Source organism: Henriciella marina (genome assembly GCF_027213945.1).
In the GTDB taxonomy this organism is placed as follows: domain Bacteria; phylum Pseudomonadota; class Alphaproteobacteria; order Caulobacterales; family Hyphomonadaceae; genus Henriciella; species Henriciella marina_A.
The window spans coordinates 1-14,829 of record NZ_JAPWGW010000003.1; the positions used below are offsets into that span (position 1 = coordinate 1).

A 14,829-nucleotide genomic window follows, 5' to 3' on the forward strand; every position below is an offset into this window, starting at 1 on the left:
ATCGTGATCGCTGCCGTCAGCGTCGTCTTGCCATGGTCAACATGGCCGATCGTGCCGATGTTTACGTGCGGCTTGTTTCGCGCAAACTTCTCTTTGGCCATCGGGCCTCTCCTTCATTTCCAACGTCAGTCAGTTATATGAAAGCCCCGCGCAGCGACCGTAAAACGGGAAGCTGCGCGGAGCGGTAGCTTATTAGCCTGCGAGATCCTGAACGATCTTCTGAGCTTCTGCCTTCGGCACTTCTGCGTAGTGGTCGAACACCATGGTGAACTGGGCACGGCCCTGTGACATACCGCGAAGGTTGCCGACATAACCGAACATGTTCACCAGCGGCACGAACGCCCCGATAGCAACTGCGTTACCGCGCGGGTTGGAACCCTGGATCTGACCGCGGCGGGAGTTCAGGTCACCGATAATGTCGCCCATATATTCTTCAGGCGTCACAACCTCGACCTTCATCATTGGCTCCATCAGCTTCGGATCGGCCTTGGTACGCAGCTCACGGAAAGCAGCGCGGGAGGCGATTTCGAAAGCAAGGACGGAGGAGTCAACGTCGTGGTACTTGCCGTCGACGAGAACAGCCTTGAAGTCCGTGACTGGATAACCGGCCAGAAGACCGTTTTCCTTGGCCTGGTTAAGGCCTTTCTCGACGCCAGGAATGTATTCCTTGGGCACGGAACCACCGACGATCGCGCTCTCAAAGATGAAGCCGGAACCCGCTTCGAGGGGTTCGAACTGGATCTTGACCTCAGCGAACTGACCGGAACCGCCAGACTGTTTCTTGTGCGTGTAGTTGATCTCGGTCGGGCGACCGATTGCTTCACGGTAAGCCACCTGCGGCTGACCGATGTTGGCTTCAACCTTGAACTCACGCTTCAGGCGATCGACAAGAATGTCGAGGTGAAGCTCACCCATGCCTTTCATGATCGTCTGGCCCGACTCGATGTCGGTTTCGACGCGGAAAGATGGGTCCTCAGCAGCGAGACGCTGCAGGCCGATGGACATCTTCTCCTGGTCGGCCTTCGATTTCGGCTCAACCGCAATCTCGATCACCGGATCCGGGAAGGTCATCGTCTCGAGGACAACCGGGTCGGACTTGTCGCAAAGCGTATCGCCCGTCGTCGTTTCCTTGAGGCCTGCAAGCGCGATGATGTCGCCAGCATATGCTTCTTCGATCTCTTCACGGTTGTTCGAGTGCATCATCATCATACGACCGACGCGCTCTTGCTTGCCCTTGGTGGAGTTCATCACTGAACCACCCTTATTGAGCTGGCCGGAATAGATGCGAACGAACGTCAGCGAACCAACGAACGGGTCGTTCATGATCTTGAAAGCAAGACCGGAGAACGGCTCATCATCGTCAGCATGACGTGCGATGTTACGAACTTCTTCCTCGTCGCCCGGCTTGAAGCCCATATAGGCTGGAACGTCGAGCGGACCTGGAAGATAGTCGATCACAGCGTTCAGCATGGGCTGCACGCCTTTGTTCTTGAACGCGGAACCGGCAAGCACAGGCACGAACGACATGGAGAGCGTGCCCTTACGGATAAGAACGCGGAGCTCGGCCTCGGTCGGCTCGGTGCCTTCGAGGTAGGCTTCCATCGCAGCTTCGTCTTGCTCGACAGCAAGCTCGACGAGCTCTGCGCGCATCTCTTCGGCTTTCGCCTTCAGTTCGTCGCGGATGTCGCGGACAACCCATGACGCACCAAGGTCTTCACCTTCCCAGACCCATTCCTGCATGGTGATCAGGTCGACGATACCCTCGAGCTCGTTCTCTGCACCAATCGGGAACTGGATCGGAGCCGGCTGCGCACCGGTGCGATCCTTGATCATGTGAACGCAGTTGAAGAAGTCTGCGCCGGTCTTGTCCATCTTGTTGACGAACACGATGCGCGGAACCTTGTAGCGGTCAGCTTGGCGCCAGACGGTTTCGGTCTGCGGCTCAACACCAGCGTTGGCATCGAGCACACAGACTGCGCCGTCGAGCACAGCCAGCGAACGCTCAACTTCGATGGTGAAGTCAACGTGGCCGGGCGTGTCGATGATGTTGAAGCGGAATTTCGCTTCATCAGGCGTGTCACCGTAAATGCCGGTTGGGTTTTTTCCGTCTTCGGTGCGGAACCAGAACGTGGTGGTCGCAGCGGACGTAATCGTGATGCCGCGCTCCTGCTCCTGCTCCATCCAGTCCATCGTGGCCGCGCCATCGTGGACTTCGCCGATCTTGTGCGAACGGCCGGTATAGAAAAGGATACGCTCGGTCGTCGTCGTCTTGCCGGCATCAATGTGGGCCATGATGCCGAAGTTGCGATAGCGCTCCAACGAGTATTCGCGGGCCATGGGATTACCTTTTTGTCTAGTTCCGGGAGGAACGTGTCGAACGTGTTACCAGCGGTAGTGAGAGAAGGCGCGGTTAGCTTCGGCCATGCGGTGGGTATCTTCCCGCTTCTTCACAGCCGTGCCGCGACCTTGCGATGCATCGAGCAGTTCACCTGCAAGGCGCTCACGCATGGTGTTTTCGTTACGCGAGCTGGCTGCAGATGCGAGCCAGCGGATGGCGAGAGCCTGACGGCGCTCAGGACGAACTTCGACCGGCACCTGATAGGTCGCACCACCAACACGGCGCGAGCGAACTTCGACAGCTGGCGAAATAGCTTCAAGCGCAGCGTGGAAAACCTCAACAGGGTCCTTTTTCGCTTTGGTCTCGACCAGATCGAAAGCACCGTAAACGATGCGCTCGGCGGTAGATTTCTTACCGTCCTGCATGATCTGGTTCATGAACTTCGAGATAACGATGTCCTTGAACTTCGGATCAGGAAGAACCTGGCGTTTTTCGGCGCGGTGACGACGTGACATGCTCTATGACCCTTATTTCGGTTTCTTGACGCCGTAATGCGAGCGGCGTTGCTTACGGTTCTTGACGCCCTGCGTATCGAGGACACCGCGGAGAATGTGGTAGCGCACACCCGGAAGGTCTTTGACGCGACCGCCACGGATCAGGACGACAGAGTGCTCCTGCAGATTGTGACCTTCACCCGGGATGTAGCAAAGCGATTCAAAACCCGTGGTAAGACGGACCTTGGCGACCTTACGAAGCGCCGAGTTCGGCTTCTTCGGCGTCGTCGTATACACGCGCGTACAAACGCCGCGACGCTGTGGGTTGCCCTTGAGGGCCGGTGTCTTTGAACGCGCAGGCTTTGGCTTGCGCGGATTGCGGATCAGTTGCTGAATCGTGGGCATGAGGGCCTTTTTGATTACTTTCTAACTTGGCCCCATCGGACCAGTCCAAACCAAGATAGCCCGGCTGGGCCAAAACTGGCCCACCGGACAATCAATTCCGTACTATGCCGACCTGACAGCGCCCTTACGGGCCGCTGGAGGCAATAAAAGCTATTGCCTCAGCCAGCGTTCGGCGCGTGTTAAGACCCTGCAGGCGTCCCGTCAAGTGTTTGGGACGGGACGCGCTGCGATAGGGTCTGTTTCAGCTGCAACTACTCTGCAGCGTCTGGTGCCGGCAGGGCCGCTGCAGCCTGTTCGGCTGCCTGACGGCGCTTCGCCTTGAGCTTCTGGTCACGCTGCCCGGCAATACGACGGAAGTTGCGCATGCCGCCACCCGTACCAGCCGGAATCAAGCGGCCGACGATGACGTTTTCCTTCAGGCCTTCGAGCGTATCGACCTTGCCCTGGAGGGCGGCTTCGGTCAGCACGCGCGTCGTTTCCTGGAAGGATGCCGCCGAGATGAAGCTGCGGGTCTGCAGCGACGCCTTGGTAATACCGAGGAGAACAGGAACACCCGATGCTTCGCGCTGGTCCTGCTTGCGCGACCGGCGAACCGACGCGTTTGCCTCTTCCAGTTCGAGCAGGTCGACATGTTCGCCCTTGAGCAGCGTGGTCGTGCCCGGATCAGTGATCTCGATCTTCTGCAGCATCTGGCGAACGATCACCTCGATGTGCTTGTCGTTAATCGGCACGCCTTGCAGGCGATAGACCTTCTGGACTTCGTCGACGAGGTAGTCAGCCAGAGCAGCAATACCGAGCGAGCCGAGGATATCCTGCGGTGCAGGATTACCATCGACCAGGTATTCACCGCGGCGGATGAAGTCACCGTCCTGGAAGGAGATACGCTTGTTCTTCGGAACGAGGTACTCAACAGGCTCCACGCCCTCTTCTTCAGGGATAATGCCGATCTTGCGCTTGTTCTTGTAGTCACGCAGGTATGACACACGGCCGTCGATATCGGCGATCACCGCATTGTCCTTCGGACGACGTGCCTCGAAAAGTTCGGCAACACGCGGCAGACCACCGGTGATGTCCTTGGTCTTCGCGCCGCCGGTGGAGGTACGTGCAAGGCTGTCGCCGGAACCGACTTCGTCACCGTCATTCACCGAAAGGATCGCGCCTGGCGAAAGCAGGTAGCGGGCCTCGGTGCCATTTGGCAGCGTCTTGGCTTCGCCGTTCGCATCAGTGATGAGGACGGACGGACGAAGCTCATTGCCCTTGCTGCCGCGATAGTCGACGATCACGCGCGACGAGATGCCGGTTGCTTCGTCAGTCTCTTCGCGGGCCGACATGCCGTCGACAACGTCGACAAGCTTGGCGACACCTGAGATTTCCGAAATCAGTGGCTGCGCGAATGGATCCCAATCAGCGAGCTTGTCGCCTGGTTTCACCTTCGCACCGTCCTTGGTGTAGACGCGCGTACCGTAGCCAGGCTTGAAGGTCTGGCGGGTACGACCGTCGCCATCGATGATGGAGACTGACATCTGACGACCGACCACCACGAGGGTCTTGTCGGAACGGGTGACGGTTTCCGCTTCCTCGAAGCTGATCGTGCCTTCAAACGAAGCTTCAACCGAGCTCTCTTCAGCAACCGAAGCAGCGCCGCCGATGTGGAAGGTCCGCATGGTCAGCTGGGTACCCGGCTCGCCAATCGACTGGGCAGCGATAACACCGATGGCCTCACCGCGATTGACGATCGTACCGCGAGCGAGGTCACGGCCGTAACAGGCCACACAGACGCCCGTCTTGGTCTCACAGGTCAGCGGAGAGCGGACCTTGATCTCGTCGACGCCAGCCGCCTCGATGGTCGCAGCGAGCGCTTCGTCCACATAGGTGTTGGCCGGACAGATAAGCTCGCCCGTCTTCGGATTGTTTACATCCCAGCCGGTAGTTCGGCCGAGAATACGCTCCGAGATCGAGACAGTGATGTCTGCGCCTTCCATTACCGGCGCGAGCATGATGCCCTTGTCGGTACCGCAATCATCTTCGTTAACAATGCAATCCTGAGCGACGTCGACCAGACGGCGAGTGAGGTAACCGGAATTGGCGGTCTTCAGCGCTGTATCAGCCAGACCCTTACGGGCACCATGGGTCGAGTTGAAGTATTCAAGGACGGTCAGGCCTTCCTTGAAGTTCGACACGATCGGCGTCTCGATGATTTCACCAGATGGCTTGGCCATCAGACCGCGCATACCAGCCAGCTGCTTCATCTGGTTCTTGGAACCACGTGCGCCGGAATGAGCCATCATGAAGACCGAGTTGGTCTCTTCCTGACGGCCGGTTTCGGCGTTGATCTCAGCTTCACCTGCGGCGTCCATCATCGCGTCAGCGACTTTGTCAGTACAGGTCGACCAGGCATCGACCACCTTGTTGTACTTCTCACCGCGGGTGATGAGGCCTTCAGCGTACTGGCGCTCATACTCCGACACTTGCGCGCGGGTGTCTTCGACCAGCTTGGCCTTGGCAGCCGGAATCTTCATGTCGTCCTTGCCGAACGAGATACCGGCCTTGCAGGCCTCTCGGAAGCCGAGCTCCATGAGCTTGTCACAGAAGATGACCGTCGCCTTCTGACCGCAGTTCCGGTAAACCTCGTCGATCAGTTTGGAGATCGCCTTCTTGGTCATCAGATCGTTGACCAGCTCGGCACGCATACCTTTCATCTTCGGCAACAGGGACGCAATCATGTAGCGGCCCGGCGTGGTGTCGATAATGCGGACTTCTTCTTCGCCCTCTTCATCAACACCTTCGAAGCGTGCCTTGATCTTCGCGTGAAGCGAAAGCTTGCCCGCGTGCAGGGCGTGCTCAATTTCCGCCATATCGGAATAGATGCCCTGAACCGGACGCCCTTCCTTGTCGGTCTTGAACGAACCTGGCTCGTCTTCCTTGTCGAGCGACAGGTAGTAGAGACCAAGAATGATGTCCTGTGAAGGGACGATGATTGGCTTGCCGTTTGCTGGCGACAGAATGTTATTCGTCGACATCATCAGCACACGGCACTCAAGCTGGGCTTCCAGCGAAAGTGGGACGTGAACAGCCATCTGGTCGCCGTCAAAGTCAGCGTTGAACGCCGCGCAGACCAGCGGGTGGAGCTGGATCGCCTTACCTTCGATCAGTTTAGGTTCGAACGCCTGGATACCGAGGCGGTGAAGCGTCGGGGCGCGGTTGAGCATGACCGGGTGCTCACGAATAACCTCTTCGAGGATATCCCAGACTTCCGGCTTTTCTTTCTCAACGAGCTTCTTGGCAGCCTTGACGGTACCAGCGAGGCCCTTTGCGTCGAGGCGTGCATAGATGAACGGCTTGAACAGCTCCAGCGCCATCTTCTTCGGCAGGCCGCATTCATGAAGCTTCATGTTCGGACCAACCACGATGACCGAACGGCCGGAATAGTCGACGCGCTTACCAAGAAGGTTCTGACGGAAGCGACCGTGCTTGCCCTTCAGCATATCGGAGAGCGACTTCAGCGGGCGCTTGTTGGTGCCCGTGATGACACGGCCACGACGACCATTGTCGAACAGCGCATCAACAGATTCCTGAAGCATACGCTTCTCGTTCCGGATGATGATGTCAGGCGCACGAAGCTCCATGAGGCGCTTCAGACGGTTGTTACGGTTGATCACGCGGCGATAGAGATCGTTCAGGTCCGACGTCGCAAAACGGCCACCGTCCAGCGGGACGAGCGGACGCAGATCCGGCGGGATAACCGGCACAATCGTCATGATCATCCATTCCGGCTTCGCACCAGATGCCAGGAATGATTCTACGACCTTCAGACGCTTCGAGTATTTCTTCGTTTTAAGCTCGCTGGTCGACTCTGCGAGGTCGTCGCGCAGCTGGTCGGCAAGAGAGTCCAGATCGAGCGCACGCAGAAGCTCACGAACAGCCTCAGCGCCGATCATGGCCGTGAAGGCATCTTCGCCGTGCTCGTCCTGAGCGTCCATATACTCTTCTTCGGTGAGCAGCTGGTTCGGCTCAAGCGGGGTGAGACCCGGCTCAATGACGACATAGCTCTCGAAGTACAGAACGCGCTCGACGTCTTTCAGCGCCATGTCCAGCAGTGTGGAGATGCGCGAAGGGAGCGACTTCAGAAACCAGATATGCGCGACTGGTGCAGCGAGCTCAATGTGGCCCATGCGCTCGCGGCGAACCTTGGCGAGGGTAACTTCGACGCCACACTTCTCACAGACGATGCCGCGATACTTGATGCGCTTATACTTGCCGCAAAGGCACTCATAGTCCTTGATTGGACCGAAGATACGGGCACAGAACAGGCCTTCGCGCTCTGGCTTGAAGGTCCGGTAGTTGATGGTTTCCGGCTTCTTGATCTCACCGGACGACCAGGACCGGATCTTCTCCGGGCTGGCGATAGAGATCTTGATCGCCTCAAAACTCGGGGCTGGGGCGTTCGCGTTATTGAAGGGGTTTGTAACGTCTTGGCGCATTTAATTCCGCTCCTCGGGAGGGGGGCGGCCAGACCTGATGTCTGGCCTTTAGAAAAACCTAGTCTCTAATCGACACGATTACCATGTGGCGGCCTATTCGGCCGCCACCGGTGAGTCATCATCGTCCTCATTGGCTTCAATCAGTTCGACGTTGAGGCCAAGCGAGCGCATTTCCTTGATGAGAACGTTGAACGATTCCGGGATACCGGCCTCGAATGTGTCATCACCGCGGACGATCGCTTCATACACCTTGGCACGACCCGCCGTGTCATCGGACTTGACGGTGAGCATCTCCTGCAGCGTGTAGGCAGCGCCATACGCTTCCAGGGCCCAGACCTCCATCTCGCCGAAGCGCTGGCCACCGAACTGCGCCTTGCCGCCCAACGGTTGCTGGGTAACGAGCGAGTAAGGGCCGGTCGAACGGGCGTGGATCTTCTCGTCGACCAGATGGTGAAGCTTCAGGAGGTACTTGTAGCCAACCGTGACCTTGCGCTTGAACGCTTCGCCTGTACGGCCGTCGAACAAAGTGACCTGACCGGACGCGTCCAGCCCTGCCCGCTCCAGCATCTTGACGATATCCGCTTCACGCGCACCGTCAAAAACAGGCGTCGCGATTGGAACACCATTGCCGAGGTTCGAAGCCAGCTCGACGATCTCGTTGTCTGACTCGGGCAGTTCCTGCTCTTCGCCATAAACGTGCTGGATCGTCTCGCGCAGCGCCTTGTTATCCTTGTTCTCATTCCACTCATCGAGCGCATTCTGGACAAGGCGGCCAAGACCATTCGAGGCCCAGCCCATATGGGTTTCCAGAATTTGCCCAACGTTCATCCGCGACGGCACGCCGAGCGGGTTGAGAACGATGTCGACAGGCGTGCCATCTTCAGTGAACGGCATGTCTTCGGCCGGGTTGATCTTGGAGATCACACCCTTGTTGCCGTGACGGCCGGCCATCTTGTCGCCTGGCTGCAGCTTGCGCTTCACGGCCAGAAAGACCTTGACGACTTTCATCACGCCCGGAGGCAGGTCGTCGCCCGACTGGACCTTGTCGACCTTGTCGTTGAAGCGGGCTTCCAGTTCACGCAGGGAGTCGTTGAAACGACCCTGAAGGAAGTCGAGCTCACCTTGTGCCTTTTCAGACTTCAGTGCGATTTCCCACCACTGGCTCTCGCGAAGTTCGTCGAGCGCCTCATCGGTGATCTTGCCAGTTTTGAAGCCTTTAGGACCCGCAGCGGCCTCACTTCCGACGAGCAGCTCACGCAGGCGCGCATAGGTGTTGCGCTCCAGGATGTTCTGTTCGTCTTCCTTGTCTTCCTGCAGTTGCTCGATCTGTTCACGCTCAATCTGGAGCGCGCGCTGATCCTTGTCGATACCGTGACGGTTGAAGACGCGGACCTCAACGACCGTGCCCGAGCCGCCCGGAGGCACGCGCAGGGAGGTGTCGCGAACGTCAGATGCCTTCTCACCGAAGATGGCGCGCAGAAGCTTTTCTTCCGGCGTCATCGGGCTTTCGCCCTTTGGCGTGACCTTACCGACGAGGATGTCCCCGGCTTTCACTTCAGCACCAACAGCAACGATACCGGCTTCGTCCAGGTTACGCAGGGCTTCCTCACCGACGTTCGGAATGTCGCGCGTAATCTCTTCCGGGCCAAGCTTGGTATCGCGTGCAGCGATCTCATACTCTTCCAGGTGGATCGAGGTGAAGACGTCGTCTTTCACGATCCGCTCGGAGATCAGGATGGAGTCCTCGAAGTTGTAGCCATTCCACGGCATGAACGCGACGAGCACGTTGCGGCCGAGCGCCAGCTCACCAAGGTCGGTGGATGGGCCATCTGCAATGATGTCGCCAGAACGGACTTCGTCACCCACGCGCACAATCGGGCGCTGGTTGATACAGGAGTTCTGGTTCGAACGGCGGAACTTGGCCAGACGGTAGATGTCGACGCCGGACTTCGCCGAGTCGATGTCTTCGGTCGCGCGCACAACGATACGCGTGCCGTCCACCTGCTCGATCACGCCGGCGCGGCGGGCAACGACGGCTGCGCGACTGTCGCGGGCAACGACTGATTCCATACCGGTACCGACAAACGGAGCTTCCGATTTGACGAGCGGCACAGCCTGACGCTGCATGTTCGAGCCCATCAAGGCGCGGTTGGCGTCGTCGTTTTCGAGGAACGGGATGAGAGCTGCGGCAACCGAAACGACCTGTTTCGGCGACACGTCCATATACTCTACTTCCTCGCGCGGAACGAGCGTTGCTTCGCCGTTGACGCGGGCGTTGACGAACTCATTGTCGAGCTCACCCTTGTCATTCACGGTCGCGTTCGCCTGGGCAATCGCGAAGCGATGCTCTTCCATGGCGGAGAGATAAACGACTTCGGTGGTCAGCTTGCCATTCTCGACCTTGCGGTACGGGCTTTCGATAAAGCCGTACTTGTTGACGCGCGCATGGGTCGCCAGCGAGTTGATCAGACCGATGTTCGGACCTTCTGGGGTCTCAATCGGACAGATACGACCATAGTGGGTCGGGTGAACGTCGCGAACTTCGAAGCCTGCGCGCTCACGAGTGAGACCACCTGGGCCAAGCGCCGAGAGACGGCGCTTGTGGGTGATTTCGGATAGCGGGTTGGTCTGGTCCATGAACTGCGACAGCTGCGAAGAGCCAAAGAATTCACGCACCGAAGCGACAACCGGCTTCGCATTGATAAGGTCGTGCGGCATGACCGTGTCGATATCGACCGAGGACATGCGCTCCTTGATGGCGCGCTCCATGCGGACAAGACCAATGCGGTAGTTGTTTTCCATCAGCTCGCCGACTGAACGGACACGGCGGTTACCGAGATTGTCGATATCGTCGACTTCGCCCTTGCCGTCCTTCAGGTCGAGAATGACCTTCATGACGCCCACAATGTCTTCCCTGCGAAGCGTACGCATGCTGTCTTCAGCCAGCTCGTAATCGTCGAGGGCCATATTGAGGCGCATATTCATCTTCACGCGGCCAACCGCGGAAAGGTCATAGCGCTCGCCATCGAAGAAGAGCTGGTTGAACAGCGCGTCTGCCGCTTCCTGGGTCGGTGGCTCACCAGGGCGCATCACGCGATAGATGTCGGAGAGCGCCTCGAAGCGCGTCTCGTTCTTGTCAGCCTTAAGCGTGTTGCGCAGCCATGGGCCACGGTCAGCGCCGTCAATGTTGAGGATCTCAACTGACTTCTGCCCAAGTTCGCGAAGCTCCGCGACGAGCTCTTCGGTCAGGACGTCGCCGGCCTCACCAAAGATTTCACCAGTTTCCCGGTTGACTATATCGCGGCCAAGGAACTTACCTTCCAGCGCCGTCGATGGGACGAGAAGCTCGTCCGTGCCGCCCTCAACAATCCGTTTGGCAGCCAGTGCCGTAATCTTGCGATCCGCAGGCGCAACAACCTTGCCGGTCTTCGCGTCGACAAGATCGTAGCTTGGCTTCTGTCCCTTCCAGGCCTCCGGGCGGAAGCCCATGATCCAGCCGCTCTTGTCCAGCCGGTAAACCGAACGCGTGTAGAAGAGGTCGATGATTTCGTCTGTGTCGTAGCCTAGCGCATACAGCATCGTGGTCGCCGGCAGCTTGCGCTTGCGGTCGATACGAATGTTCAGAATGTCCTTGGCGTCAAACTCGAAGTCGAGCCAGGAACCGCGATACGGAATGATGCGCGCTGCAAACAGAAGCTTGCCCGACGAATGAGTCTTGCCCCGGTCATGGTCGAAGAACACGCCAGGCGAACGGTGCATCTGCGAGACGATCACGCGCTCGGTACCGTTCACAATGAACGTACCCTTGTCCGTCATCAGCGGGATGTCGCCGAGATAGACTTCCTGCTCCTTGACCTCTTTGATTGATTTAGCGCCTGTGTCCTCGTCAATGTCGAAGACGACCAGCTGCAGCCGCACTTTAAGCGGCGCTGCGTAGGTCATGTCGCGCTGCATGCACTCCTGCATGTCGAACTTCGGCGGCTCGAATTCGTATGAAACGTATTCAAGCGTCGCGCGCTCATTGAAGTCGATGATTGGGAAAACGCTTTTAAAGACACCACCAAGACCGTCATCGGTGCGCTCGGCGAGCGCGGTATGCATCTGCAGGAACTGCTCATATGAGGAGCGCTGCACTTCGATGAGGTTGGGCATGTCGATGGCTTCGGGAATACGACCGAAGGATTTGCGGATACGTTTTTTTTCCGTGAAAGAAAGAGCCATCTTTAGTTCCGTTTCTTGCCGGCCACTCCGTCCTGCAGCATGCAGGTCCGGCGGCGGCTTGCCACCTGAAACGCGAGCACGCGGCGGAACCCGCAAGGGGCTCCGCCGCGCTATTTACTCTACAGAGATAATGCCTCGCGCAGACACCACCCCTTAATTGTAAGCCGCAGCCAGCTTACTTGATTTCAACCTTGGCACCAGCTTCTTCGAACTTCTTCTTGAGCTCTTCTGCTTCGTCCTTGGAAACGCCTTCCTTGATCGGCTTCGGAGCGCCTTCGACGAGCTCCTTGGCTTCTTTCAGGCCAAGACCGGACACGACTTCGCGCACGACCTTAATGACGTTGATTTTCTTGTCGCCGCCATCGGTCAGGATGACGTCAAATTCGGTTTTCTCTTCAGCTGCTGCTGCGTCGCCGCCGCCAGCTGCTGGACCGGCCATAGCAACAGCTGCTGCTGCTTTGATGCCGCGCTCTTCGAGATAGTCGTTGAGCTCTTTTGCTTCGAGGATGGTGAGGCCGAGAAGTTCGTCACCAAGTTTTGCAATATCTGCCATTTGTCTGATCGACTTTCTTGTTCAAATTTAGAGGTGTTCTGGTTTTGCGTTGTCTTAGCTGACGCTATGCCGCTGCCTGCTCGCCGATGACCTTGATCGCTCCAGCAAGACCTTGGCCCGGCGCATTGACGCGCTGGACAATCTGGCTGGCCTGACCTGTCAGGCGGGCAACAATGGTTGCAATCATCTCTTCGCGCGATGGCATCTTGGCGAGGGCTTCGACACCCGCACCGTCCATCACTTCGGCGCCCATGACGCCTCCGACGAGTTTCAGCTTATCATTGTTTTTGGCAAAATCAGCGGTTGCTTTGGCAGGGACCGTTGGGTCTTCTGCGTAGGCAATCGCCACCTGGCCAGTGAAGAGGCCCTGAGCCACATCGCCGCCTTTGCCCTTGAGGGCAATCTTGGCAATCCGGTTCTTGACCACTTTAAGCCGCCCACCCTGCTCTCTGAGCGAGGTACGCAGCTTCGTCAGTTCCGCAACGCTCAAACCGGTATAATGCGTGACAACAACTGCACCGGAATTCTCGAAAACCTCTTCGAGTTCCGCGAGCGCCGCCTGCTTTCCAGCTTTATCCATTACGGTTCTCCAGTTAAGGCGTCCGGCCCATCCGGGCGCCCGGGAATTCGCCTTCAACGGATCACTCCGCATCCAGCGCCTGCCCAGGGCCTGGCGATACCAGACTGGCCGAAACGTGAATTCCGACAGCCTCTAATACTCGCCTCACCCCGTCTATCATGGGATTTCTGAACCCGGAGGGCACGACCCATGGTCTTGGACAGGAAAACGGGAGGCCCCCGATTTAGGTCGGTGGTCTCCCGTCAAGAGGGGTCTGTTAACGTGTAAACATTTCTGCCGCAACCCCCCGCCCGCACAAAAACTCACAACGGTCAAGTAACCGGTATGAGATGAATCTTTGTGGTTCCAGGCAACGAAAAAACGCCCGGACAGCAAAGCCCGGGCGTCTATCTGATTTGCTGCTCTGTCAGGCCTTAGCCGGCAGCGATAGCTTCTGCCGTATCGACACTGACACCCGGGCCCATCGTCGAGGAAAGGGCGATTTTCCGGACATAGGTACCCTTGGCACCCGACGGACGCGCTTTGACCAGTGCATCAACGAAAGCCTTGAAGTTCGTCTCGAGATCGGATTCGGAGAAGCTTGCCTTGCCGATGCCGGCATGAATGATGCCCTGCTTCTCGACGCGGAACTCAACCGAGCCACCCTTTGCGTCAGCAACAGCTTTCGCAACGTTCGGGGTGACCGTGCCAACTTTTGGGTTCGGCATCAGGCCGCGCGGGCCCAGCACCTTACCGAGACGACCAACAACAGCCATCATATCAGGCGTTGCGATGACGCGATCGAAGTCCATCATGCCGCCCTGGATCTGTTCCATCAGATCTTCAGCGCCAACGAAATCCGCACCGGCTTCCTTGGCTTCTTCAGCCTTGGCGTCGCGAGCAAAAACGGCCACGCGAACGTCTTTACCTGTACCGGCAGGCATGGAGACCATGCCCCGGACCATCTGGTCTGCATATTTCGGGTCAACACCCAGATTGACGGCGACTTCGATGGTTTCGTCGAACTTGGAGGTCGCATTGGACTTCACAAGGGAGATGGCTTCAGAAACGCCATACACTTTCTCGATGTCGACTGTGCCGTGAGCGGCGCGATATCTTTTTCCGTGCTTAGCCATGTTCTTATTCCACCACGTTCAGGCCCATCGAGCGCGCAGAGCCTTTGATGATCTCTGTAGCGGCGTCGAGGTCCGTTGCATTGAGATCAACCATTTTGGCTTCGGCGATCTCGCGGCACTGGGCGACCGTCACCTTACCGGCGACGTCTTTGCCCGGCTGTTTGGCACCTGAGTTCGGCTTGCCGATCTTCAGGCCTGCAGCCTTCTTCAGAAGAACGCTCGCAGGCGGCGTCTTCGTGGTGAAGGTAAAGGACTTGTCCTGATAATAGTCGATCACGACCGGGATCGGCAGGCCCTTTTCCATGCTTTCGGTCTTCGCGTTGAAGGCCTTGCAGAACTCCATGATGTTGATGCCGCGCTGACCGAGCGCTGGACCAACTGGTGGAGATGGGTTGGCCGAACCGGCCGGGATCTGGAGCTTGAGCTGCCCCAGCAATTTCTTAGCCATGTCATCCTCTCTGGCTTGTAAAGTGACCGGTGGTCTTTCGATCCGGCCGCCTGGTTTGAGGCCCCGTGGTAACAAGCCCGGTAATGGTCTTTCCCACCGGCACTTCCCACAGGTATTTCGCCCTTTGGCGAGCGAAGCGCGCGGTACACACGAAAAGACCCGGCAGGTCAAGCCCGCCGGGTCAGCTCCACGTT

Annotated in this window: 10 protein-coding genes; all 10 read right to left on the reverse strand. The window is 58.1% G+C overall.

What is annotated here, in order from left to right; genetic code table 11:
• Window positions 1-101, reverse strand: a 101-nt coding sequence (locus tag O4G74_RS09285) for a GTP-binding protein (protein WP_269402830.1), incomplete at its 3' end; no start/stop codon positions are given.
• Between the two features lie 91 nt (window positions 102-192).
• On the reverse strand, window positions 193-2,337 hold the full coding sequence (gene fusA, locus O4G74_RS09290) for an elongation factor G (protein ID WP_269402332.1): 2,145 nt from the start codon (window positions 2,335-2,337) through the stop codon (window positions 193-195).
• A 45-nt stretch (window positions 2,338-2,382) separates the two neighbouring features.
• A complete protein-coding gene (rpsG, locus tag O4G74_RS09295) occupies window positions 2,383-2,853 on the reverse strand; it encodes a 30S ribosomal protein S7 (RefSeq protein WP_269402333.1) in 471 nt (156 codons plus the stop codon).
• A gap of 12 nt (window positions 2,854-2,865) precedes the next feature.
• A complete protein-coding gene (rpsL, locus tag O4G74_RS09300; RefSeq protein ID WP_018146782.1) occupies window positions 2,866-3,237 on the reverse strand; it encodes a 30S ribosomal protein S12 in 372 nt (123 codons plus the stop codon).
• A gap of 251 nt (window positions 3,238-3,488) precedes the next feature.
• Window positions 3,489-7,718 carry a DNA-directed RNA polymerase subunit beta' gene (rpoC, locus tag O4G74_RS09305; RefSeq protein WP_269402334.1) on the reverse strand — a complete coding sequence of 1,410 codons (4,230 nt, stop codon included), beginning with the start codon at window positions 7,716-7,718 and terminating at the stop codon, window positions 3,489-3,491.
• Window positions 7,719-7,811: 93 nt separating this feature from the next.
• The gene (gene rpoB, locus O4G74_RS09310) at window positions 7,812-11,939 is read right to left on the reverse strand and encodes a DNA-directed RNA polymerase subunit beta (RefSeq protein WP_269402335.1); all 4,128 of its coding nucleotides are present in this window, start codon (window positions 11,937-11,939) and stop codon (window positions 7,812-7,814) included.
• Between the two features lie 175 nt (window positions 11,940-12,114).
• Window positions 12,115-12,492 carry a 50S ribosomal protein L7/L12 gene (gene rplL, locus O4G74_RS09315; protein ID WP_119378410.1) on the reverse strand — a complete coding sequence of 126 codons (378 nt, stop codon included), beginning with the start codon at window positions 12,490-12,492 and terminating at the stop codon, window positions 12,115-12,117.
• Between the two features lie 64 nt (window positions 12,493-12,556).
• On the reverse strand, window positions 12,557-13,072 hold the full coding sequence (rplJ, locus tag O4G74_RS09320) for a 50S ribosomal protein L10 (RefSeq protein WP_269402336.1): 516 nt from the start codon (window positions 13,070-13,072) through the stop codon (window positions 12,557-12,559).
• A 413-nt stretch (window positions 13,073-13,485) separates the two neighbouring features.
• Complete coding sequence (gene rplA / locus O4G74_RS09325) at window positions 13,486-14,187, reverse strand: 50S ribosomal protein L1 (protein ID WP_269402337.1); 702 nt, start codon at window positions 14,185-14,187, stop codon at window positions 13,486-13,488.
• 4 nt (window positions 14,188-14,191) lie between these two features.
• Window positions 14,192-14,635, reverse strand: coding sequence for a 50S ribosomal protein L11 (gene rplK / locus O4G74_RS09330; protein WP_119378407.1), 444 nt, complete (start codon window positions 14,633-14,635; stop codon window positions 14,192-14,194).
• Between the last annotated feature and the right edge of the window lie 194 nt (window positions 14,636-14,829).